The organism is Rhodococcus sp. UNC23MFCrub1.1 (genome assembly GCF_000686025.1).
Classification (GTDB): Bacteria; Actinomycetota; Actinomycetes; order Mycobacteriales; family Mycobacteriaceae; genus Rhodococcoides.
In genome coordinates, this window is sequence record NZ_JMLQ01000008.1 from 14,756 (window position 1) to 37,360 (window position 22,605).

At 68.4% G+C, this 22,605-nt stretch carries 18 protein-coding genes, 3 tRNA genes and 2 pseudogenes; 14 read left to right on the forward strand and 9 right to left on the reverse strand.

Going from position 1 to position 22,605, the window contains the following annotated elements:
* Positions 1-21: 21 nt before the first annotated feature.
* Positions 22-3,270 carry a BTAD domain-containing putative transcriptional regulator gene (locus BR07_RS0117655; RefSeq protein WP_037186505.1) on the forward strand — a complete coding sequence of 1,083 codons (3,249 nt, stop codon included), beginning with the start codon at positions 22-24 and terminating at the stop codon, positions 3,268-3,270.
* Here the strand turns inward: BR07_RS0117655 and BR07_RS0117660 are convergent.
* The 3 genes and pseudogenes from BR07_RS0117660 to mgrA all read right to left on the reverse strand — a co-directional run bounded on the left by BR07_RS0117660 (position 3,252) and on the right by mgrA (position 6,154).
* Positions 3,252-4,079 carry an ABC transporter permease gene (locus BR07_RS0117660; RefSeq protein ID WP_027506565.1) on the reverse strand — a complete coding sequence of 276 codons (828 nt, stop codon included), beginning with the start codon at positions 4,077-4,079 and terminating at the stop codon, positions 3,252-3,254. The two genes, BR07_RS0117655 and BR07_RS0117660, sit on opposite strands and share 19 nt — an antisense overlap.
* Positions 4,076-4,990: pseudogene (locus BR07_RS0117665) on the reverse strand (ATP-binding cassette domain-containing protein); the annotation flags it as partial. The pseudogene BR07_RS0117665 and the gene BR07_RS0117660, both read right to left, overlap by 4 nt.
* A 117-nt stretch (positions 4,991-5,107) precedes the next feature.
* Positions 5,108-6,154 (reverse strand): L-glyceraldehyde 3-phosphate reductase, encoded by a 1,047-nt coding sequence (gene mgrA / locus BR07_RS0117670; RefSeq protein ID WP_027506567.1) that lies wholly within the window; start codon positions 6,152-6,154, stop codon positions 5,108-5,110.
* 79 nt (positions 6,155-6,233) lie between these two features.
* Here mgrA and BR07_RS0117675 point away from each other — a divergent pair, with 79 nt between their 5' ends.
* From BR07_RS0117675 to BR07_RS0117685, 3 genes are all read left to right on the forward strand, one after another.
* A complete protein-coding gene (locus BR07_RS0117675) occupies positions 6,234-7,409 on the forward strand; it encodes an alpha-hydroxy-acid oxidizing protein (protein WP_027506568.1) in 1,176 nt (391 codons plus the stop codon).
* A 50-nt stretch (positions 7,410-7,459) separates the two neighbouring features.
* Entirely contained in the window at positions 7,460-7,966 is a 507-nt protein-coding gene (locus BR07_RS0117680) for a MarR family winged helix-turn-helix transcriptional regulator (protein ID WP_051613546.1), read from the forward strand.
* A 10-nt stretch (positions 7,967-7,976) separates the two neighbouring features.
* Positions 7,977-8,066 (forward strand) — tRNA-Ser (locus tag BR07_RS0117685).
* Between the two features lie 67 nt (positions 8,067-8,133).
* Here BR07_RS0117685 and BR07_RS0117690 read toward each other — a convergent pair.
* Positions 8,134-9,390 (reverse strand): PucR family transcriptional regulator, encoded by a 1,257-nt coding sequence (locus BR07_RS0117690; protein ID WP_231476429.1) that lies wholly within the window; start codon positions 9,388-9,390, stop codon positions 8,134-8,136.
* Between the two features lie 544 nt (positions 9,391-9,934).
* On the opposite strand from BR07_RS0117690, the gene BR07_RS0117695 reads away from it, so the two are divergent.
* Positions 9,935-10,951 (forward strand): alpha/beta hydrolase, encoded by a 1,017-nt coding sequence (locus BR07_RS0117695; RefSeq protein ID WP_027506571.1) that lies wholly within the window; start codon positions 9,935-9,937, stop codon positions 10,949-10,951.
* Positions 10,952-11,201: 250 nt separating this feature from the next.
* Here the strand turns inward: BR07_RS0117695 and hisC are convergent, their stop codons facing one another.
* Positions 11,202-12,275, reverse strand: a complete 1,074-nt coding sequence (gene hisC, locus BR07_RS0117700; RefSeq protein WP_027506572.1) for a histidinol-phosphate transaminase — start codon at positions 12,273-12,275, stop codon at positions 11,202-11,204.
* A gap of 92 nt (positions 12,276-12,367) precedes the next feature.
* On the opposite strand from hisC, the gene BR07_RS0117705 reads away from it, so the two are divergent.
* The 7 genes from BR07_RS0117705 to BR07_RS27075 all read left to right on the forward strand — a co-directional run bounded on the left by BR07_RS0117705 (position 12,368) and on the right by BR07_RS27075 (position 16,858).
* Entirely contained in the window at positions 12,368-13,081 is a 714-nt protein-coding gene (locus tag BR07_RS0117705) for a dienelactone hydrolase family protein (protein WP_027506573.1), read from the forward strand.
* A 94-nt stretch (positions 13,082-13,175) separates the two neighbouring features.
* Positions 13,176-13,265, forward strand: a tRNA-Ser gene (locus tag BR07_RS0117710).
* Between the two features lie 43 nt (positions 13,266-13,308).
* Positions 13,309-13,384: transfer RNA gene (locus tag BR07_RS0117715), tRNA-Arg, on the forward strand.
* A gap of 121 nt (positions 13,385-13,505) precedes the next feature.
* A complete protein-coding gene (locus BR07_RS0117720) occupies positions 13,506-14,294 on the forward strand; it encodes a crotonase/enoyl-CoA hydratase family protein (protein WP_027506574.1) in 789 nt (262 codons plus the stop codon).
* 34 nt (positions 14,295-14,328) lie between these two features.
* Entirely contained in the window at positions 14,329-14,667 is a 339-nt protein-coding gene (locus BR07_RS0117725) for a DUF2834 domain-containing protein (RefSeq protein WP_037186452.1), read from the forward strand.
* 34 nt (positions 14,668-14,701) lie between these two features.
* Complete coding sequence (locus BR07_RS0117730) at positions 14,702-15,340, forward strand: TetR/AcrR family transcriptional regulator (RefSeq protein WP_027506576.1); 639 nt, start codon at positions 14,702-14,704, stop codon at positions 15,338-15,340.
* A gap of 144 nt (positions 15,341-15,484) precedes the next feature.
* Complete coding sequence (locus BR07_RS27075) at positions 15,485-16,858, forward strand: lipase family protein (protein ID WP_051613547.1); 1,374 nt, start codon at positions 15,485-15,487, stop codon at positions 16,856-16,858.
* Positions 16,859-16,882: 24 nt separating this feature from the next.
* Here BR07_RS27075 and BR07_RS27080 read toward each other — a convergent pair.
* Both BR07_RS27080 and BR07_RS0117745 read right to left on the reverse strand, forming a co-directional pair.
* Positions 16,883-17,482: pseudogene (locus BR07_RS27080) on the reverse strand (dihydrofolate reductase family protein); the annotation flags it as partial.
* 76 nt (positions 17,483-17,558) lie between these two features.
* A complete protein-coding gene (locus BR07_RS0117745; protein WP_027506578.1) occupies positions 17,559-18,350 on the reverse strand; it encodes an SDR family NAD(P)-dependent oxidoreductase in 792 nt (263 codons plus the stop codon).
* 135 nt (positions 18,351-18,485) lie between these two features.
* Here BR07_RS0117745 and BR07_RS25305 point away from each other — a divergent pair, with 135 nt between their 5' ends.
* The gene (locus BR07_RS25305; RefSeq protein ID WP_155957097.1) at positions 18,486-19,742 is read left to right on the forward strand and encodes a PucR family transcriptional regulator; all 1,257 of its coding nucleotides are present in this window, start codon (positions 18,486-18,488) and stop codon (positions 19,740-19,742) included.
* Positions 19,743-19,812: 70 nt separating this feature from the next.
* The gene (locus BR07_RS25310; RefSeq protein ID WP_037186456.1) at positions 19,813-20,691 is read left to right on the forward strand and encodes an alpha/beta fold hydrolase; all 879 of its coding nucleotides are present in this window, start codon (positions 19,813-19,815) and stop codon (positions 20,689-20,691) included.
* Here the strand turns inward: BR07_RS25310 and BR07_RS0117760 are convergent.
* On the reverse strand, positions 20,667-21,521 hold the full coding sequence (locus tag BR07_RS0117760) for an LLM class flavin-dependent oxidoreductase (RefSeq protein WP_027506579.1): 855 nt from the start codon (positions 21,519-21,521) through the stop codon (positions 20,667-20,669). The two genes, BR07_RS25310 and BR07_RS0117760, sit on opposite strands and share 25 nt — an antisense overlap.
* Positions 21,518-22,510: a helix-turn-helix transcriptional regulator gene (locus BR07_RS0117765; RefSeq protein WP_037186458.1), complete on the reverse strand. Its 993-nt coding sequence runs from the start codon at positions 22,508-22,510 to the stop codon at positions 21,518-21,520. Before BR07_RS0117765 ends, BR07_RS0117760 begins: the two co-directional genes overlap by 4 nt.
* Positions 22,511-22,605: the final 95 nt, after the last annotated feature.

A 22,605-nucleotide genomic window follows, 5' to 3' on the forward strand; every position in this document is an offset into this window, starting at 1 on the left:
GAGGTCATACCATTCGACTCGGTGACCGGACGAGACGATGCGAACGACGTGCGGCCCGGCATCGGACAACCGGTGGTGGGCCTGCTGGGTGACGTCCGCATCCGCGTCGGTACGCAGTTCTCGGGTGTGCCGGGTCTGCGAGCGCGGACACTGCTGGCGCTTCTCGCGATGACTCCCGGCAAGTTCGTCTCGGTGTCGACGATCATCGACGAACTCTGGCCCGACGGCGGACCGGAGTCGCCGAAGTCCGCCGTGCAGACCCAGGTCTCGCGTCTGCGGTCGGTGGCACCGATGATCGAGACAGGACCGGCCGGGTACCGCCTCTCACTCGATTCGAACGACGTCGACCTGTGGCGAGCCCAGCTGCTCGCCGCGTCGGCATCGTCCCTGGAACCTGCGGAAGCACTCGACACGGTTGCCGACGCGGTCGCGCTGTGGCGAGGCGAGCCCGGAGGTGATCTGGGCGACAGCACCGTGGCGGCCGACGTCGCGAAGGCTGCGGCAGACATCCGCGACACGCTGGACTCGATCGCCGTGGCTGCGTCGTCGGATGTCGGTGACCACGCGTCCGCGATCGAGATCGCACGCCGACGCTGGCACCGCGACCGTGCCGACGAGACCGCGGCGTCGTCGATGATGAGTGCGCTGCACGCCGCGGGTCGCACGGCCGATGCGATCGCCGTGTTCGCCGAACTCCGTGAGCTGCTGGCAGATCGGTGGGGCATAGATCCGTCGCCGGTCGTCGCGGCACTGCATGCCGATCTGCTCGGCGCGACAGTTCCGGTCGAGCCGGTCGCGCTGTCGGGCTACCCGGTGGTGGGAGTCCGTCACGCCTCCACCGAGCTCGTGGGCCGGACGGACGACATCGCGGCGGTGGAGAGCCTGCTGTCGAGGGCGCGACTGGTGACCGTCACCGGTCCCGGCGGAAGTGGCAAGACGCGCCTGGCTCACGAGATCGGTCGTCGTGCGACACAACGGGTTCCGGTTGTCGTCGTCGAGTTGGCACCTCTGCGGAGTGGAGACGACGTGGTCGCCGCCATCAGTGGAACCCTGGGACTGAACGAGGCGGACGTCGTGATGGGGTCCTTGCCCATCGGTCCTGTCCATTCCGCGCGTGACCGGCTTCGGGACGCGCTGGCATCGCGTCCTCTGCTGATGATCCTGGACAACTGCGAACACGTGTCGACCGATGTGGCCGGCGTGGTGGACGAAGTGATCGGGGCGAGCGATCTGGTGCGCATCCTGACGACGTCTCGAACGCCGCTGGGTGTCGCTGCTGAGTCGATCTACCCCCTTCCGCCGTTGGTCGTCGATGCGGGCGGTTCACCGGCCACCGATCTGTTCATCGCCCGTGCGCGGGCGGTACGACCGACCGTCGTGATCGACCCGGACAGGATCGCACGGTTGTGCACCCGTCTCGACGGTCTGCCGTTGGCCATCGAATTGGCCGCGGCGCGTGCTCGGTCGATGAGCATCGAGGAGATCGACAACGCGGTGGCCGATCGATTCTCGTTGTTGCGCAGCAAGGATCGGACTCGACCGGAGCGGCATCGGACGCTGCATGCCGTCATCGACTGGAGTTGGCAACTGCTCGACGACGGTCAGCGCCGTGCGCTCCGACGGTTGTGCCGCTTTCCTGCCGGCATCACCTCGCATGCTGCGCGGGCGGTAGCCGAGTTCGAGCCGGGTGACCGCATCGACGACGCGGTGGACGGTCTGGTGGAGCACTCGTTGCTCACGGTGGCCGAGTCGGACGGGATGAGATTCCACATGCTCGAGACCGTCCGCGAATTCGGCGAGGAGCACCTGGCACGCGACCCCGCCGAGCGCGACGCGGTCACCGACGCGATGGTCGCGTGGGCCTCGTCCGTCGCACGGCAGGCCCTCGAACTGCATCGGAACGGCAACCGCAACGCGGTCGTTCCGGCGATCGACGCCGAGCACGACAATCTGCTGGCAGTGCTCCGTATCGCGGCGGTCGAACAGCGCTGGTCCGACGTCTTCACGATCTTCCCCGCTCTTGCCTACCTGTGGTCTGTGCGGGGTGCGCACTCGGAAGTCGTCAATTGGTCGGTGCGCCTTCTCGATGCGACCGATGTCGATCCCCGCGGTGTCCCCGACGACATCGTCGTGTTCGCCTACGTCTTCATGGCGTCGCACCTGGGATACGGAGGCTCGCCCCGGCAGGCGGCCCGCGCGCGCACCGCGTTGCGACGCGTTCTGCGGGCCAGACCGGGAACATCTCCGGCCCTGCGGTTCCCAGCGATGCTGCTCCTGCACCGCGCCGACGGCACAGGGCTGGCGAGGGTGCTCGCGGAGGCGGTCAGATCCGCAGACCCGGAGATTCGAGGTACCGCGCTGATGTTGCGCGGATCGCTGCGGGAGAACCGCGGTGACCTGTACGGCGCGGAACGCGATCTTCGCGCCGCGGCGTCCATCTCGCACGATGCCGACGATCTGTGGGGCATGGCTCAGGCTGCTCAGTCACTGGGGAGTATCCACGGACAGACCGGGAGGCACGAGCAGGCCGCCGAGTTCTATCTCCACGGGGCGCAGTTGCTCTGGCGCCTCCACGCGTACGAGGAGAGTGTTCAGACGCGGACCTTCGCCGCTGCGTCTCTCGTCGCCGCGGACCGCGTCGGTGACGGGTTGGCTCTGCTGTCGGAGTTCGGGCACGGCGATCGCATCACCACGGGGCTTGCGGTGGTCGCGTCCGACGAGGCGATGAGGCATCAGACGCGAGCCACGGTTTTCGGAACTCGGGCGGAGGCGATGCTGCGTGGAGGAGATGTGTCCACCGGTCTGGCGCTGTATCGGGACGCCGCTGAGCAGTGCCGGTCGGGGTGGGACGACATCGGAGATCCGTACGCCGTGATGTTGGCCTGCGCCTGCGTGGATGCGCATGTGCTGCACGGCGATCATGGCAGGGTGGAGGATCTGGTTCGGTGGATCCGCACCCGCGTCTGCGCTCCCCGCAGTGCTCTGGCGCGAGGGGATCTTCCTCAGCTCGGTGCCGTGGCCTGCGCCGTGGGGTCGTATCTGATCGCCCGCGGGCGATCGCCCGAAGGACCGATTCTTCTGGCCGCTGCGACGTCCGTCGCGGCGCGACAGGACTTCCCGTCGATGACGATCGACCTGCATCTGGGTCTGGCGCGCCGGGTGCTCGGCATCGACGCGGTGGAGACGGCCCTGCTGCGGCGGCCCCGCACCCGGGCCGCCGCAGCGGAGTCGATCCTGGCCGCGCTGACGGATCAGGCCTTACGCATGTAGGTGCGCACGGTGAGTGGAGCGACGACCAGAACGATGATCGCCGCGCCCAGCAGCGACCACACCACATGGATTCCGGCGTGGCCGGTTCCGGCGAGTTCGCGCACCGCGGTGACCACCTGGGAAACCGGGTTCACGTTCACGAAGGCCTGAAGCCATCCGGGCATGGTGTCCACCGGGACGAAGGCGTTCGACAGGAAGGTCAACGGGAAGAGGATCAACATCGACACGCCCTGCACGGCGGACGCCTTGCTCATCAGGACACCCATCAAGGCGAAGATCCAGCTGATCGACCATGCGCACACGATCACCAGGCCGCCGGCGAGCGCAACTCCTACCGCACCGCCCTCGGGTCGGTAGCCCATGGCGAAACCTGTGGAGAACGTGATGACGGTGGCGATGACGTACCGGACGACGTCGGCGAGCAGTGCGCCCGCCAGCGGTGAGATACGTGCGATCGGAAGGGCTTTGAACCGGTCGAAGACGCCCTTGTCCATGTCCTCACGGAGTTGCGTGCCGGTGACGATCGACGTGGTGATGACCGTCTGGACCAGGATTCCGGGAATGATGACCGGCAGGTAGCTCGCGATGTCGCCGGAGATGGCACCGCCGAAGATGTAGGTGAACATCAAGGTGAAGACGACCGGAACGAAGACGACGTCGAACAGTTGCTCCGGGTTGTGCTTCAGCTTGAGCAGACCTCGATACGCCATCGTGACGGTGTGGCGAGCGGACATCGAGACGGAGATCCGCTCGACCGGGGCGTCGACGAAGCTGGGCGCCGAGGTGGGGCTGGTCAGGGTGGTGGTCATGCGGCGTTCTCCTCGGATGTGGCGGCCGCGGAGTCGGGCCGACCGGTGATGGACATGAAGACCTCGTCGAGGCTGGGTTTGGCGACGGTGATCTCGGCGACGTCGATCCCGATGTCCCGCAACGAGATCAGAATGTCCGGTGTCGCCGAGGCATCCTTCATTGGCGCCGTGACGCGGCCCGATCCGGTGGCCGCGGACGCGTCGAGACCGAGGCGGGTGCTGACCAGGACACGTGCCTCCTCGGTGCGTCCGGGGTCGGCGATCACCAGAGTCATCGTGGACGTTCCCACCGACGCCTTCAGACTGTCGGCCGTGCCGTCGGCGATGACGCGTCCCCGGTCGATGACGGCGATGCGGTCGCACAGCTGATCGGCCTCGTCGAGGTACTGGGTGGTCAGCAGGACCGTCGTGCCCTCGGACACGAGTCGGCGGATGGTGTCCCACATCTGTACGCGCGTGCGAGGGTCGAGGCCGGTGGTGGGTTCGTCCAGGAACAGCAGCGGAGGTGTCGAGATGAGGCTCGCGGCCAGGTCGAGTCGCCGCCGCATTCCTCCGGAGAAATTCTTCAACGGCTTCGACGCGGCCTCGGTGAGGGCGAACTCCTCGAGAAGGTCGTTCGCACGTCGTCGGCTCTCGGCACGGCCGAGGCCGAGCAGTCGGGAGAACACGACGAGATTCTCCGTTGCGGTGAGGTCTTCGTCGACCGACGCGTACTGGCCCGTCACGCCGACCAGGGAACGCACGGCCGTGGGCTCCGCGACGACGTCGTGGCCGAACACCCGTGCGCTGCCGCCGTCCGGGCGCAGCAGGGTGGCGAGCATGCGGACCGTGGTGGTCTTTCCCGCTCCGTTGGGTCCGAGAACTCCGTAGACCGCGCCGCGGGGAACGGTCAGGCTGACGCCGTCCACCGCGCGCTGTCGGCCGAAGTTCTTGACGAGGTTGTCTGCTTCGATGGCTGGTTGCATGCGCTCAGCGTGCACCGCCCCGCTGTCACGGCACTGTCGTGCCGGTGTCGTGCCGGTGTCGGATCAGATCCGTGACGGCTCTTCCCACAGGTTGATGCCGGACTCCTTGGCGTGCTCGTCGATGCGGCTCAGTTCGTCGTCGTCGAAGCGGAGTCGCGCGAGTGCACCCACGTTGTCGTCGAGCTGCTCGACGGACGAGGCGCCGATCAGCACCGTCGTGACCCGCGGGTCGCGCAGCGCCCAGGCCAACGACATCTGGGCGAGCGACTGCCCCCGCGCCGCGGCGATGTCGTTCAGCGCGTTCAGATGCCCGCGCATGTCCTCGGTCAGCCACTCGGGATCGAACGACTTCCCCTGTGCCGCGCGCGACTCGTCGGGGATTCCGCCGAGGTACTTGTCGGTCAGCATGCCCTGCGCGAGAGGGGAGAACGCGATCACTCCGACTCCCAGCTCGTCGACGGCCGGCAGCAGATCGGACTCGATCCAGCGATTGAGCATCGAGTAACTCGGCTGGTGGATCAGCAGTGGCACTCCCGCATCGGACAGCAGTGCCGCCATCTGGCGGGTGCGCGCCGCCGAGTACGAGCTGATGCCCACGTAGCGCGCCTTGCCCTGCTCGACGGCACTGACCAGCGCGCCCGCGGTCTCCTCGACGGGTGTGTCCTTGTCGGGGCGGTGGCTGTAGAAGATGTCGACGCTGTCGAGCCCCATGCGCTCGAGTGAGCGGTCCAGTGAGCTCAGCAGGTACTTGCGCGACCCGCCGAAGCCGTACGGGCCCGGCCACATGTCCCACCCCGCCTTCGTCGAGATGACCAGCTCGTCGCGGTACGGCCCGAAGTCCTCCCGCAGGATGCGGCCGAAGTTGATCTCCGCGCTGCCGTACGGCGGCCCGTAGTTGTTGGCGAGATCGAAGTGGGTGATGCCGAGGTCGAACGCCCGGCGGAGGACGGCGCGCTGGGTGGCGAGCGGCACGTCGTCACCGAAGTTGTGCCACAGCCCCAGCGAGATGGCGGGCAGCTTCAGTCCGCTCTCACCGGTACGGCGGTAGGGCATCGCTGTCGGGCGGTCGGTGTCGTAGCGGTCGGGGGAGGCGACATAGGGATCCGGCATGGCGCCATCCTGCCGGACATGTGACGCTCACCAGCGTGAAATCGTGTTGCCGGGCGTGCGCGTTCGCTAGCGTTTGCGTGTGAGCACTTTCGGCAACTTCCAGAACGAGATCTACCTGACCGGGCTCGGCGGCACGACCCCCGACCTGCCGATGACGGCCGACGGTCTCGAGGAGCGGGCGCGCGAGACGCTGTCCGCGGCCGCGTTCGCGTACATCGCCGGGAGTGCGTCCACGGAACGCACGGCGCGTGGAAACGTCGACGCGTTCGGCTCCCGCAGGATCGTTCCCCGGATGTGGCGCGGGGCCAGCGCACCGGACGCCCGCGACCTGTCGGTGACCGTGCTGGGGACCACCCTCGCCGCACCGGTGCTCACCGCGCCGATCGGCGTCCTCGGCATGGTGCACCCCGCGGCGGAACCCGCCGTCGGGTCGGCCGCCGCCGAGCTGGGGATCGGCTCGGTGCTGTCCACCGCGTCGTCCACTCCGCTCGAGGACGTCGCGGCGGAGTCCGGCGAGAGCTGGTGGTACCAGCTGTACTGGCCGTCGGACGACGGCGTCGCGGAGTCACTGGTGCGTCGTGCCACCGCGGCGGGAGCGAAGGTCATCGTCGTCACGGCGGACACCCCCGGCATCGGGTGGCGTCCGCGCGATCTCACGCTCGGTCATCTGCCCTTCCTCCGCGCCGAGGGCATCGCGAACTACCTGTCCGATCCGGTCTTTCGCTCACGCCTGGCGTCGCCTCCCGAGGAGAGTGCCGAGGCGCTGCAGATCGCGGTGCTCACCTGGGTCGGCATGTTCGGCAACCACACGCTCCGCCCGTCCGACGTCGCGCGGGTGCGTGAGTGGACGCATCTGCCCGTCGTGGTCAAGGGGATACTGCACCCCGACGATGCCCGTGCCGTCGTCGACGCGGGTGCCGACGGCGTCGTCGTCTCCAATCACGGTGGGCGACAGGTGGACAACTCGATCGCAGCGCTCGACGCGCTCGAACCCGTCGCCGCGGCCGTCGGGGATCACGCGACCGTGCTGCTCGATTCCGGTGTCCGCTCCGGCGCCGACGTGGTGGTCGCGCTGGCCCTCGGCGCCGACGCGGTGTTCTACGGGCGGCCGTGGGTGTACGGCCTGGGACTCGCGGGTCGGGAGGGTGTCGTCCATGCGCTGCGGTGCCTGCTGGGCGACCTCGACATCACCATGGGACTGGCCGGGCTGTCGTCGGTCACCGAGGTGGACGGGTCGATTCTGTACCGGTCCTGAAGATGCGCAGGTCGGCACGCGCGGGGGTCACCTCGGTCTAGCCTTCCGTCATGGTCGTTCACAGTGCGCGTCCCGAGGAGTCACAGACCGCGGCCCCGCCGGTGGCCTGGTTGAACGAGGCGGAGGCCCGCGCGTGGCGCGCGTTCATCGATGCCGACTACCGCCTCATGGACACCCTGAACCGCGACCTGCACACGCGAGAAGGTCTGACCCTGGCCGAGTACCGCATCCTGGTGCGACTGAGCGAGGCTCCCGACGGTTCGCTGCGGATGAGTCTGCTCGCCGACGGCGTGCTCTCGTCGAGGAGCCGGCTCACGCACCAGATCCGCCGAATGCAGGAGCAGGGCTTGGTCGTTCGAGACACCTGCGACGAGGACGGGCGTGGTGTCCTGGCCGTCATCACGGACGACGGACGCGCCCGCCTGGCGGCAGCGGCACCGTCGCACGTCGCTGCGGTACGGCGATGCCTGATCGATCTGCTCACGGCCGACGAACTCGCGACGATGGCCGAGGTGTTCGAGAAGGTCGATCGACGACTGCTCGCGGGAGACCACTAGTATCGATCGCGGAAGCGTGGCAGAGCGGCCCAATGCACTCGCCTTGAAAGCGAGAGACGTGTGAAAGCGTCCGGGGGTTCAAATCCCTCCGCTTCCGCCAGTGCGATGTGATCGACGACGAACGCCCCCTCCGTCCGGAGGGGGCGTTCGTGTCGGTCGGTGCCGCGTTACTTCTGCTTCGCGGCGGCGAGTCCGCGGGCCACGATGGCGGCCTGCAGGTAGCGCAGTCCCGAGGGCACGCTGGGATCGATGCCGGTGAGCTGGCCGATGCGCTTGAGGCGGTAGTCGACGGTGTTGGCGTGCACGAACAGGTGCCGCGCGGTGCGCTGGCGGTTGAGTTCGTGACCGATGTACGACGTCAGCGTGTCGAGCAGCTCGGGCGCGTCGTCGAGGGGCTTCAGAGCGCGGAGCAGCTGCTCCCGGCCGCGGCCCGGACGGGTGAGCTGGTACTCGAGCACCAGGTCCTCGGTGCGGTACATCCCGGCCGGTCGGCCGAGTTGCCGTGTGAGCGAGAGCAGTTCGTAGACGTGCTCGGCAGCACCGGGGATGTCCTCGCGCTCGGCCGACGTCATCGTGGCGGTGATCGGGATCTCGCCGGCGCGGGAGAGTCGCTCGACGAGGGTGTCCACCCACTCGCGTTCGCGCGGTGCGGGCAGGAGCACGGTGCCGCCGTCGGTGCTGAGCAGGGCCAGCGGCGACTTCCCGCAAATGGTCGCGAGTTCCGCCTGGATGCGGCGCAGCTTGCGCCGTGCGGACACGGTGCGATCGACGACGGGGTTCGCCTCGTCGGGATGCTGCGGGAAGTGCAGCGCGATGACGAGGTACTCGTCGGCGAGGTCGATGCCGCACTGCTGCGCGGTGGACAGGGCGTTCTGACCGCCGCTGAGCAACGTGGTCACCAGTGTGTGCGTGGCGGTGTGGTGCTCGGACGCGACGGAGCGGTACTCCTCCACGTACGCCATGGACACCTCGGTGGTGACGGCCTCGAGGAGGCTCACCAGGACGAGCGAGTTGTCGGTGACGTTCTCGATGTTCTGAGCCTTGGCGTCACGGCTGACGAGAGTGAGACCGAAGCGGAAGCCGTCGTGATAGGCGCGCAGGATCGAGCGCAGCGGCACCCCCTCGCGAGCCCAGCGAGCGGCCGCGTCGTGGACGTTGGCGAGGTCCTTGTCCGACGGCGTCTTGCCCGATTCGAGCATGCGGACGGCGAGACCCAGGCACTTGACGGTGACCTCGGTGACGTCGCCGTGCAGGAGCTCGCCGGGGAGCGTTCCGCAGGGGGTGTTGGCCTGGAAGTGATCGACCAGATGACGCGCCACCCCTCGCAGATCGCTCATCGCCAGAGAGTTCGTGCGGGTGCCGGCGATCAGGCCCGCTTCCATGTGTCCCGGAAGCGGCTTCGGAGCTGTCTTCGGTGTGGTCATCGATCCCCCCATGACTGTGTAGTTCATGTCAGTCGTGCATGTTCTCGGGGTACCGTAACAATCATTAACGGGTCCCGAGATTGTTTCGAGATACCTATTCGAGAGCCACGGTATGCGCTCAGGCCCACTGCGGTGTCTGTTCCCGTTGTCAGGCCAACCGCTGTGACCTGCGATGACACCCCTGCATGACGCCTGTTGAGGCAAAACAAGTCGCGTTTTCACCTAGTTACATCTTGCTTTCACACAATTGACGGTGACCCACTTCATGAAATGTCACACACGTGGGTGATGCCTCGAAGTCCGGTTCACGTGTCGTCCACCGTCTCGCGGTACGCTTTCGGCACGGTTCCCGGTCTCGGTGTCCTCGTCGCCGGTTCTTGTGACCGCAGACAGGACGTCGAGCAGTCCTTTGGACCTGAAGGCGGCGTACCTACCGGCAAGTAAGTTGGTACGCGTTCCCCTGGGCGCGCGGGACGTTCCGCGCGTCGTGTCTCTCTGTTCACCGGTGGCTCCACGCGAGCCACATCGGACGAAAGGTCTGTCGATGCGACGTCCCGCTCTGCTCGCCGCGGGGTGCCTCACCGCGCTGACGCTTCTCGGCTCCGCGCCGGTGGCGGGTGCGCAGCCGGGCGTTCCGACGCCGGCCGTGGACGCGTCGTCACCCACTCGCGTCGTCTCGGTGACCATGGCGACCGATCGCCGGGCCGTCATGTCGGTGTTCTCCTCGTCGATGAACCGCGAGATCCAGGTGCAGGTGTTGCTGCCCGCCGATCGATCGGTACCGCGTCCGTCGCTGTACATGCTGGACGGGGTCAGTGCGGGCGAGGAGTCCGGCTACACGGAGAGCACGTGGACGCAGAAGACGGACGCGATCTCGTTCTTCTCGGACAAGGCCGCCAACATCGTCCTTCCCGTCGGGGGACGCGGTGCCTACTACGCCGACTGGGCCCAGCCCGATCCCGTGCTCGGCGTCAACAAGTGGGAGACGTTCCTGACGTCGGAACTGCCCCCGTTGATCGATGCCCGCTTCGACGGCAACGGCGTCAACGCGCTGATGGGTCTGTCGATGGGCGCACAGGGCGCGATGAACCTGCTGACCAAGCATCCCGATCTGTACACGGGCATCGCCGGATTCAGCGGTTGCTACGACAACCGCTCCAACGAGACGAAGAACGCGGTGCGTGCCACCGTCGGGTCCACCGGAGGCGACGCCACCAACATGTGGGGCACGAACGCGGATCCGCTGTGGGCCGAGAACGATCCGAGTACCCGCGTCGAGACGCTCCGCGGCAAGCAGGTGTACCTGTCGACGGGCAACGGATTCCCCGGACCGTACGAGGCGGGTGGCGGTTTCGGTGAGGAGATCATCGACGCGCTGACCGTCGGCGGCCCCCTCGAGGCCGCCGCGAACATCTGCACCACCGGCTTCGCCGACACGCTGCGCGCGGCGGGTGTCCCGGCGACCATCGTGTTCAAGCCGTACGGCACGCACTCCTGGCGCTACTGGCAGGACGAGATGCACAACTCGTGGCCCGTCGTGGCCAGGGCGCTCGGCCTGTAGCTGTCAGGGGCGTACGCAGTCTCCGGCGACCGCACACCCTCTCCCGCCGGCTGCAGAGGGTGTGCGCCTCACGCAAGGGGTGTGCACAGTCTCTGGTGCTCCGCCGTAAAGATCTTTCGGCGTGTGCCCGAGTGGTGCGCGTCGACCCGCCCGGTTGTCGGGGGTGTGCACACCCGCTCCGTCGACCGCACACCCTCTCCCGCCGGCTGCAGAGGGTGTGCGCCTCACGCACCGCGTGCGCACACGGGTCCTATCGCGAGGCCGTGGCCCCGGCGAACTGCTCGGCAGCCGACGCGGCGAACGCGAGGAACGCATCGTTCTCGTGTGGGTCGCCCACGGTCACGCGCACGCCGTCGTCCCCGTACGCCCGCACGATGACACCGGCCTCGGTGGACGCTGCGGAGAAGTCTCCCGACTCCGCCCCCAGCGGGATCCAGACGAAGTTCGCCGACGACTCGGGTACGTGGAATCCCATGCCGCGCAACGAGTCCCGTAACCGCGACCGCTCGGCCGTCACGGTGGCCGTGCGTGCCAGCAGTTCGTCCGAGGCCGCGAGAGATGCGACGGCGCCACTCTGCGCGACACTGCTCACGCTGAACGCGGTGTGCACCTTCTTCATCGACGTGATGATCGACGGTGCTCCGACGGCGTACCCCACCCGCAGTCCGGCGAGGCCGTAGGCCTTCGAGAACGTCCGCAGCACCACGACGTTGGGCCGGGTTCGTCCGATCTCCACGCCGTCGATCGCGCGGTCGGTGTACTCGAAGTAGGCCTCGTCCAGCACCACGACGATGTGGTCGGGGATCGCGTCGAGGAACCGTTCGAGGTCGGCGGGGTCCACCACGGTGCCCGTCGGGTTGTTCGGGTTGCACACGAACATGAGACGGGTCTTGTCCGTCACCGCTGCGGCCATCGCGTCGAGGTCGTGCACGTCGTCGTGAGTGAGCGGCACACGCACGGCGGTGGCGCCGGCGACGAGCGTGACGATGGGGTAGGCCTCGAACGAGCGCCAGCCGAAGACGACCTCGTCCCCGGCGTTGCAGGTGACCTGGACCAGTTCCTGGCACAGCGCGACCGATCCGCAGCCGACGGCGACGGTGGTGGCCGGGACGTCGAGGAAGTCCGCGAGCGCCTCGACCAGGACTGTCGACTGGTTGTCGGGATAGCGGTTCACTCCGGCCGCCGCCTCGGCGATGGCCTCGCGAACGCTGGGCAGCGGGCCGGCCGTGGTCTCGTTGCTGGCGAGTTTGATCGCGCCCGGGAACGAGCGGCCGGGCAGGTAACCGGGGATGGCATCGAGGTCGGGGCGCGTGCGTGGGGTCACGATCACCGATTATGCGCGGCGGTCGGACACAGTGTGGTCGCGGCTCTCGCTCGACCCTCGCTTTCGCCATTGTGTGCCATTACCGTGGAGCCATGTCGGGTCTCATCGAGGACACTGCGCCCATCCGCCCCCGCGACGAGGGTGCGGACACAGCCACGCTCGATCGCGTGCCGCTCACCGCGTTCGAGCCGGACAGCAGGGCTCGCGGCGGCATCGTGGTGTTGCACGAGGCGCGCGAGCTCCCGCAGGCCCTGCTCGAGTTCATGCGGTCCCTCGCCGCCGACGGCTGGTTGGTCGCGGCGCCGCACCTGTTCCACCGGGCGGCGGGCGACGACGAGGTGTTCGGCACGCCGTTGTTCGAGGACTTCGACGCCACCGTCGACTGGCTGCAGAGCCGAGGCGTCCCGACCGACTGCATCGGCGTCATCGGATTCGACGATGCCGGAACCGCAGCCGCCCTGGTGGCCACCGATCGAGCCATCGGTGCGGCGGTGAGTGTCGCGGCTCCCGGCATCGTCGAGGCGCTGACCACGGATGCGCTCGCTCTCGTCGACGCGGCGGCATCCCTCAAGGCGCCCTGGCTCGGTCTCTACGGACGCGACGACGTCCGCACTCCCGTGGAGCACGTGGAGCAGTTGCAGGAGGCCGTGTCGAAGGCGTCCGTCGCCACGCTCGTCGTCAGTTACGCCGGTGTCGAGCATCGTGCGGACGAGGAATCCGCCGTGTCGGAGGAGTCGGCCGGCGAGGAGGCGATCGTCGACGCCCAACGTCGCATCTTCGACTGGTTCGACAGTCATCTCCGATAAGACCGCCCCACCAGCCGTTTTGCGTCTACTCCGGCGCGTGTGTAATCTTCCTTCTCGGCGGTTCGCAAGGACCGGTGCCCTCGAAAGAGGTCCAGGAGGCGTGCCAGAGCGGCCGAATGGGAGTCACTGCTAATGACTTGACCCTTCACCGGGTCCGGAGGTTCAAATCCTCTCGCCTCCGCCACTTTCGACTTCGGTCGGAGGACAACTGAACAGCACCACAGCATGCGCCCGTAGCTCAACGGATAGAGCACCTGACTACGGATCAGGAGGTTAGGGGTTCGAATCCCTTCGGGCGCACCACAGAGAGCCGGTACCAGGATCATCCTGGTGCCGGCTTTCTGCATGTGCGGGTCCGGCACCTCTGTGTACTATGCGATGGAACATATAACCGGGTTCCGGCCCGCCACAGGGGGAGTGTGTCGTGACCGAGTTTCAGACCATCACTGTCGAACCGCGTGGGCACGTCCTGCACATCGGGCTGAACAGGCCGTCGAAGCGGAACTCCTTCACCACCGACATGATCCGCGAGCTGTCGACGGCCTACGGAATGGTGGAGGAGGACGACGACCTCCGTGCCGGCGTGCTGTTCGCCCACGGTGAGCACTTCACCGCCGGTCTCGATCTCGTGGACGTCGCCCAGCACCTGACGGGCGATCGCCTGCCGTTCGCCGAGGGTGGGCGAGATCCGTGGCGCCTCGACGGGACGTGGACCACTCCGGTGGTGACGGCGGTGCACGGCTGGTGCATGACGCTCGGCATCGAATTGCTGCTGGCGTCCGACATCCGGGTCGCCGCAGCCGGAACTCGTTTCTCCCAGATGGAAGTTCAGCGCGGTATCTATCCCTTCGGCGGGGCGACCCTGCGCTTCCCTCGCGAGACCGGCTGGGGGAACGCGATGCGGTGGATGCTCACCGGCGACGAGTTCGACGCCGAGGAGGCTCATCGCATCGGGCTCGTGCAGGAGGTCTGCGCGGATCCCGCGGCGACGATCGAGCGCGCGATCGAGCTCGCTCACCGCATCGCGGAGACCGCTGCGCCACTCGGTGTGCGGGCCACGCTCGAGTCCGCGCATCGCAGCCTGATCGAGGGGGACGCGGCCGCGGCTGCGCAGCTGCTCCCCGACATCCGGGCACTGTTCTCGACGTCCGATGCGGCCGAGGGGATGCTGTCGTTCGTCGAGAGACGGCAGGCCACCTTCACCGGCAGGTGATACTCATCAGATCCACACCACGAACGGAGCATCGGTGACGACGTCGGACGAACGCAGACTCATGGCCCTCGCGGCAGTGGCGGGTGTCGCGCAGAACGCGATCGCCCTGCCCTACGTCCGGAAGCACGGGACACGATCCGCCGCCGACTTCTTCGTCGGGAAGATCTGGTCCACTGTGCCCGGACGGTTCGCGATGGTGGACCTCATCCTCGTGGTGATCGCCTTCCACGTCTGGGCGTTGCCGGAGGCGCGGCGTCTCGGCATCGTCCGGTGGTGGCTGGTCACGGTGCTCCTCACCTTCGGCGTGGGCATCGGATCTGCGATCCCGTTCTTCCTCGCCGTGCGCGCGCGGACGGTCCGCCTCGCGGGCTGACGATCGACGAGAGCCGCTTCGATAGGGTTCTCGCGTGGCAGAGGACGTGGATCGCGTCTACGGCGGACGGTCGATGACGGATCGACGTGCCGACCGGCGACGACGGTTCCTGCAGGCCGGCATCGAGGTGATCGGCGACAAGGGGTACGCCGCGACGTCCGTCGCCGACATCTGCTCGGCCGCGGGTCTGGCACGCAGCCAGTTCTACAGCGAGTTCGCCAATCGCGAGACGCTGCTCGTCGCCGTGTACGACCTCGTGCAGGACGATGCCCTCGCCGCGGTCGTCGCCGCGCTCGCCGACGCGACGGACCGCACCCGACGAGCGCTCGTCGTCGCCGCGATGACCGCGCTGATCGAGTCGTTGGGACGGGACCCACGTCGGGCACGCATCTCGTACCTCGAGATGGTCGGGGTGAGTGACGACGTCGAGCAGCACCGCAGCAGGCGCCGCGCGACCTGGGCCGAGTTCATCGAGGCGACGCTCCGTGCCGAGATCGGCGCCGACTTCGTCCCGCCGGGCGGTCACCGGCTCGCCGCCACGGCCTTCCTCGGGGCGCTCACCGAGTTGGTGTCGGACTGGTCGCGCACCCCGCCGCCCCGGCCACGCGTGGACGGGATCGTCCAGACGATGATCGCCGTCCTCGGCGCGTTCGTTCCTGACCTCGATCGATAGCGGGGATTGTTATCCAGCCCACAACGCTCTACAGTCCTGATCGCAATCATGGACACGCGTGTCCAACATGTTGGATGTGCTGAACACTGTTGCCGGGCGCACATACGACTGCTGTCGAGGCTCGGCGCAGAAAGAGTGAGATCGATGTCCGCTCGTCGGTTCCGTCCTTCGTACGCATTTGCGGTGGTGGTGGCCGCCGTGGCGGTGTCCGCGACGGTGGTCACGCCCGTGTCCGCGGCGCCCGTCACCTTCCCCGCGATCCCTGAGTTCGACACCGACTTCTACCTGCCGCCCGACGCCGTGGTCGCCGCCGCCGCACCGGGAGAGATCATCGCCGCGCGTCCCGTGGACCTGGCCACGCTGAATCTGATCCCGACGCAGGTCGACGCCTGGCAGTTGTCGTACCGGTCGAACAACGGCCGGGGCGAGCCGATCCCGGCGGTGACCACCGTCATCACCCCGCGCGGCGCCGCCTCGGCTCCGCGTCCGCTGCTCTCGGTGCAGATGGCCGAGGACTCACTGGCCGCGTACTGCGCGCCGTCGTACGTCATGCGCCAGGGTGCGATCCCGTGGCCTCTGACGGGTGCCGTGACGTCCGGCGTGCAGTTCCTCGAAGTGCAGGCAGCGCTGGCCCAGGGCTGGGCGGTGTCGGTTCCGGACCATCAGGGGCCGAACAACGCGTTCGCCGCCGGTCCGGTCGCCGGACGCATCACGCTCGACGGCATCCGGGCGGCGGAGAGTTTCGCTCCGATGGGACTGTCCGGGGTGGACACGAAGGTCGGGATGAGCGGCTACTCGGGCGGAGCGATCGCCACCGGACACGCCGCCGAACTCGCCGGGACCTACGCCCCGGAGCTGAGCATCGTCGGCGCCACGGAGGGCGGCACCCCCGCCGAGCTCGCCGCCCTGGTGAACAACGCGAACAACGCGCTCGGATCCGGCATCGTTGCGGCCGGCATCATCGGCGCCAGCCGTGAGGACCCCGACTTGGCGCGATTCGTGGACGAACACATTGATCCCGCGGGTCGGGCCCTCTTCGCGGCCAAGGACAACCTGTGCGTGGGGTACACCTCTGCCCTCCTGCCGTTCCTGAACCTGAAGGGTTTCCTGCGGACCGAGGGGGATCCGTTGGAGCAGCCGGTGGTGAAGAAGTCCCTGGACGCGCTGAACCTCGGTGGCACTACGCCGACCATGCCGATCTACGTCTACCACTCGAACCCGGACTGGTTGGTTCCCGTCGGGCCGGTGAACGGGATGGTCGACGCGTACTGCAGTCGGCCCGGAGCGAACGTCACCTACACCCGCGACCACTTCAGCGAACACCTGTCGCTGGAGGTGATCGCGTTCCCGAGTGCCGTTCTGTGGATGCGTGATCGGTTCGCCGGTGTACCTGTGGAGCCCGGTTGCCGTACCGCCGACGTCGGGTCCATGGCACTGGACGAGCGCACCTATCCCGTCTGGGTCGATGCCGTGGGCGAGATCGTCGCGGGTCTGTTCGGGAAGCCGATCGGGGGATGAGCAACCCCTTGTGACGCCCGCGACGGTCGTCGGCGTGCCGTCCCCCAGCGCGTACTGCAGGAACACGGTGCCACCGGGGCTCGCCTGCGGTGGGGCCACGAGGGCGAGGCTCGTCGGCAGAGCGCCGGTGTCGAACACCGTCTTGCCGACACCAAGCACGATGGGGTGCAGCCACAGGTCGAGGCGGTCGAACAACCGCTCCCGCAGCAGCGTCTGCACCAGGTCCAGACTGCCCACGACCTTGATGTCCTGATGCCGCTCTCGGATCTCGCGCACTGCGGTCGGTAGATCCGGGCCCAGTACCGAGGATCCGGCCCAGTCGAGCGTGCGCGGATCGCGCGAGGCGACGTACTTGGGAATCCCGTTGAAGAGACTCGCGATGCCGTCGTCCGGTCCGCCCTGCTGGTGCGGCCAGTACGACGCGAAGATGTCGTACGTCCGTCGCCCGAGCAGTAGCGCATCGGTGCCGCGGTAGGCCGCATCGATCTGCGCGCCGGTGATGTCGTCGATCAGCGGCGCCTGCCAGCCGCCGAACGGGAACCCGTCCGGGTCCTCGTCGGGTCCGCCGGGAGCTTGCCCGACGAGGTCGAGCGTCGCGAACATCTCGATGGTGATCGTTCCCATGGCGTCACTCCTCGGTTGCGTGTGACGAGATGGACCACCGAGCGGTTCGGAAGTCATCGCGGAGGGCTGTCGCGATTCACACGCTCCGCGCCGCCAGGCCGCCGTCGACGGGGAGGCAGACCCCGTTGATGTAGGCCGCGTCGTCCGAGGCGAGAAAGACAGCCGCATTGGCCACGTCCTGTGGCGTGCCCATCCGTCCGGTCGGACTCGCGGCATGGCGGGCGGCCAGTGCGGTCTCGCGGGACGCGTCGTCCACCAGGGTGTGCGAGACCAGGGGTGTGTCTATCAGCCCCGGCAGGATCGCGTTGACCCGGACGCCGAACGCGGCGTACTCCAGCGCCAATGCCACGGTCAGCTGATTCACTCCGGCCTTCCCGGCGGCGTAGGCGGGATAGGAGTACCCGGTGTACCGGATGCTCGCCAGCGAGGAGACGTTCACAATCGCGCCGCCCCCCTCCGAGAGCATCCACGGAATCGTGTACTTGCAGGTGAGGAACACCCCGGTGAGATTGAGCGACAGCGCGGCGTTCCACCGGTCGAGGCTCAGCTCGGTGACGTGTCCGGTGGTCACCGACCCGACGTTGTTATGCAGGATCGTGGGCGGCCCGACGGCGTGTGCGGCGGCGTCGACAGCGTCGCGAACGCCGTCCTCGTCCGTGATGTCCGCCGCGATCGCCATCGCTCGTCCGCCGTCGTTCACGATCTCCTTCGTCGTCAGCTCGGCCTCGGCGCGGTCCCGGTCGATCGCCACCACCGTCGCCCCGGCCCTGGCATAGGCGAGTGCGGCGGCGCGGCCGTTGCTCATGGCTGTTCCGCTCGACCCTGCGCCGAACACGAGCACGACACGGCCGGACAGTGACGGTGGCATGGCGGGCTCCGGATTCCGAGGGCGAATGTGACCTCTCGATGGTCGTCGACGGGTGGGGCCCAGAACCAGCGCGCCGCGTCGAGCGACAGCGCGAAACTTCCACCATCTGTAGGAAGAACTGGGAGGGTGACATTCATGACGGGCACCCCGAGCGTCGATGCTCGCCTCTTGGAGCTGATCGATGCTCTGGCCGAACATCTCGGCCGGTCGGTCGTGGTCGACGACCCGGCAATCCGGTTGATCTGTGCGAGCAGGCATTTCGGTGACGAGGATGCCGTGCGCGTCCGCGCGGTGTTGCAACGCGACGCCGGTGCCGACGTCGGCCGGTACGTTCTGTCCCGAGGCGCCGGACGGTGGCACGGAGCGCACGTCCTCGAGGCGAGCCAGGACCTGGGGCTGACCGCGCGGCTGTGTGTGCCGCTGCACGGGCCGGGATGGTTACTCGGTTTCCTCATGGTCATCGATGCCGACGGTTCTCTCACTCCGGACGAGATCCGGCACATCGAGAAGGTGAGCCGGGACGTCGCATCCGTGATGCATGCAGGCGTCATCGCATCCGGCGAGGACTCCGTCGAACGGACGGCAGCGTTGCGCGATCTCCTCGGCGACGACGAGGCCGCCCGGCGCGCCGCCGAGGCGTGGTTCGTGAGGAACGGGGGGCCGACGGGGTCGGCGTGCGTGACCGTGGTGTCGTTCGTCGTCACCACGCTGGGCACGCCGGACGCCTCGGTCGCGACGGCGCTGCAGGTGGCCGTCGACATGGCGGCGCGGACGCGCGGTGTCGCGGCGCAGCACCTCGTCGACGACGACCGCGCGATCCTGTTACTCGCGTCGGAAGCGGTTCCGACGCGCGCGGGAACGCTCGAGCACGTTCGCCGGGTGACGGAGGGCCTCGATCGGGTGCTCGGCGCCGGCTCCTATCGCTGCGCCGTCGGCGTCGGCATCTCGACCGAGGGACGCGCAGGCGCGTGGCGTGCTCGCCACCGCGCGGACGTCGCGTCACGAGCACCGTCCGCCGGCGCCGTCTTCTGGGACGACCTCGGGGTGGATGCGGTGCTGCTCGAGCTTCCCGCGGAGGTGATGGTTCCGGAATCCGTCCCCGCGCCGCTGCGCCGCCTCATGGAGAAGGACCCGTCGGGACGGCTGACGTCGACGCTGCGGTCGTTTCTCGACCACGGTGGTTCCGTCGCGAGGACGGCCGCCGAACTCCACATGCATCGGACGTCGCTCTACTACCGGTTGGACCGGATACGGGAGATCACGTCGCTCGATCTCGACTCGGGACGGGATCGGCTGCAGCTGCATCTGGGGCTGCACCTACATGACCTGACCTCGCAGTTCCGACATAACGAGGATCGTGGCACCGCGCATCCCGACGGACAGAGGTGGTGACACAGGTCACCATGGCGCGACACTCGTTCAGTCGGTGTCTCCGCCGGCACCGACCCGAGGAGCCGCAACCATGATGGTCACCACCAGCGACGGGTGTGCGCTCGACGTCAGAGACAGCGGTCCCGGATCAACCGGTGACACCCTGGTGTTGATGCACGGATGGTCGCAGTCACGGGCGATGTTCGACCGCGTGATCCCTCTGCTCGCACCCACGCATCGGGTGGTGTCTTTCGACCTCCGTGGTCACGGACTGTCGGGCAAGCCGGCGACGGGCGCGCGCGTCGCGCGGCTGGCAGCCGATCTGCACGAGGTTCTCGACGCCCTCGCGGTGGATCGAGCGTGCCTGGTCGGACACTCGTTGGGGGCCTCGGTCGCCTGGAGCTACCTGGACACTCACGGATCGTCCCGCGTCGACTCCCTCGTCGTCGTGGACCAGCCGAGCGCCTGCGCCGTCCTGCCGTGGATGACGGCCGAGGACGGCAGGGATGCGGGTGCGATCCTGGACGTCGCCGGTGCCGACGCTTTCGTGGCATCGCTGACGTCTCCCGAGAGCGACGCGATCCGCCACGCGTTCCTGGTGTCGATGCTCTCCCCGGACATCGGAGCCGACGACGTGGAGTGGCTCTACCGGGAGAACCTTCGGATGCCGGCCGCGTGGGGTGCGCGGCTCCTGTTCGATCACATCATGCAGGACTGGCGAGACGTGTTGCCCGGCATCGACGTTCCCACCCTCGTGATCGGCGGCGCGGTCAGCCACGTGTCGACCGCGTCTCAGGCCTGGACTGCCGACCGCATCCCCGGCGCCGAACTTCGCGTTTTCACCAGAGCCGAAGGGGGCAGCCACTTTCCGTTCTTCGAGAATGCCGCATCCTTCGCCCCCGTGCTCCTCGACTTCCTCGCCGCACACAGTGTTCCGTCGGGTGCTCAGCGCACCGCCGCAGCCGTCTGACCGAGCACCTCGATCAACCCCTCGAGATCGGGCTCGTCGTCGGTGGGGTGGGCGACGACCGTCGTGATGCCGAGGTGCCCCAGGCGGGCGACCTCGTCCGCCACCTCCGCCGCGCCGCCGGTGACCGCGAGCCCGCTCGTATCGGACTTGCCCCAGCGCGCGACCTCGTCGCGAATGCGGTCGTCCGCGCCGGCGCCCACCGCCACCAGTCGAGGCGCGATGACGCGATGGTCGGCGGAGCGCCGCGCTGCGCTCACCTCGGCACACGAGGCGGCCAGCTCGTCGTCCGACATCGCGGCCGCGAACAAGGTGCCGTCGGAGTGGGATGCCGCGTAGCGCAGCGTCTTCGGACCGGTACCGCCGAGAAAGAACGGTTCGTCGGGCGCCGGCCACTGCAGCTGCACGGCATCGAGGGTGACGTACCGGCCGTCGACGGTGACCTCCTCCCCGCGCAGCAGCGCCTGCAGAGCGGTCGAGTACTCGTCCAGCAGCGTCATCGGAGACGCGACGCGGGCGCCGACCTGCCCCATCCAGTGCTGCACGCCGTGTCCGGCACCGGCGAGGAACCGGCCGGGGAACAGTCGATGCAGCGACGCGACCTCCATGGCGCACAGGGCGACGTTGCGCAGCGGCGCGGGCATGAGTCCCAGGCCGACCTGGATGCGCTCGGTGCTCGCCAGCACTGTGGCCGCGGTCGTCAGCCCACCGTGGCTGAAACAGTCCTCCCACAGCCAGAACTCGTGGAGTCCCGCCTTCTCCGCGGCGCGTGCGGCCGTGATCAGCCGGGCAGGGTCGTGGGCGGGGGTGAACACGATGCCGAGTCTCGTCACGAGTCAGTCGTAGCAGATCGAGCGCCCGCCGGGGGCGCGTCGGTTCGTTCGGGGCCGAGACGTGCCGCGACCGTGGCCATCGCCGTCACGAGATCGGGCGGGGAGACGTCCTCGAGGTCCGCGTCGAACCGTGCGAGGGACGCGGCCACGGCGACCCACGACCACGAGCCGACCGTCACGCGGCACCGCTCTGCGTCGACGTGTTCCACGGACTCGTCCGACTCGGTGAGGAACGGCCGCAGCGCCTCGGCCGGCAGACGGACGACCGCCTCGCCGACGCAGGGCCAGGTACCCGTCTCCGATCCGCGGAGTCGCGCCTGGAGCAGGCGACCGGCGGAGCCGCCCGGGACGGGCCGCGGTGTGAAGCGTCGGCCGGTCGGTGAGCGCAGCTCCATGCGATCGAGTCGGAAGATGCGCCAGTCGTCGCGCGCCAGATCCCATGCCACCAGGTACCACCGCGCCCGCGCGGTCACGACGCCGTAGGGCTCGACGTGTCGCGACGAGGGTTCGGACGAGGGGGACGTGTACGCGAACCGCAGTGCCTCGGTGCCGACCGCACCGGCGACCGCCAGCAGTGTTCGGCTGTCGACCAGGGGCGCGGACTCGGGCGGAGGCGTCGTCGCCACGCGGTCGAGTCTGTGGCGCAACCTGCTCGGGAGCACCTGACGCACGGTGGCGAGAGCTCGGGCGGCAGGCTCGGCCACGTCCACGCCGAGTGACGTGGCACCGCCGAGGGCGACGGCGAGTGCCACCGCCTGGTCGTCGTCGAAGAGCAGAGGCGGAAGGTCGGCGCCCGCGTCCAGGCGATAGCCCCCGTCAGGCCCCTTCGCGGACGACACCGCGTACCCCAGCTCGCGGAGCCGGTCGACGTCCCTCCGGACGGTGCGCGGACTCACCTCGAGTCGCCGAGCCAGTTCTTCGCCCGGCCAGTCCCGTCGGTGCTGCAGCAACGACAGCAGCGTGAGCATGCGTGACGAGGGTGCGGGCATGCCGCCGATACTGCCCGAAGTAGCGGACAGAAACTGGCCGCTTCGACCGACACAGTGGGTCTGCAGGCGGTGATCGCCGCCCGCGAGAGACCACC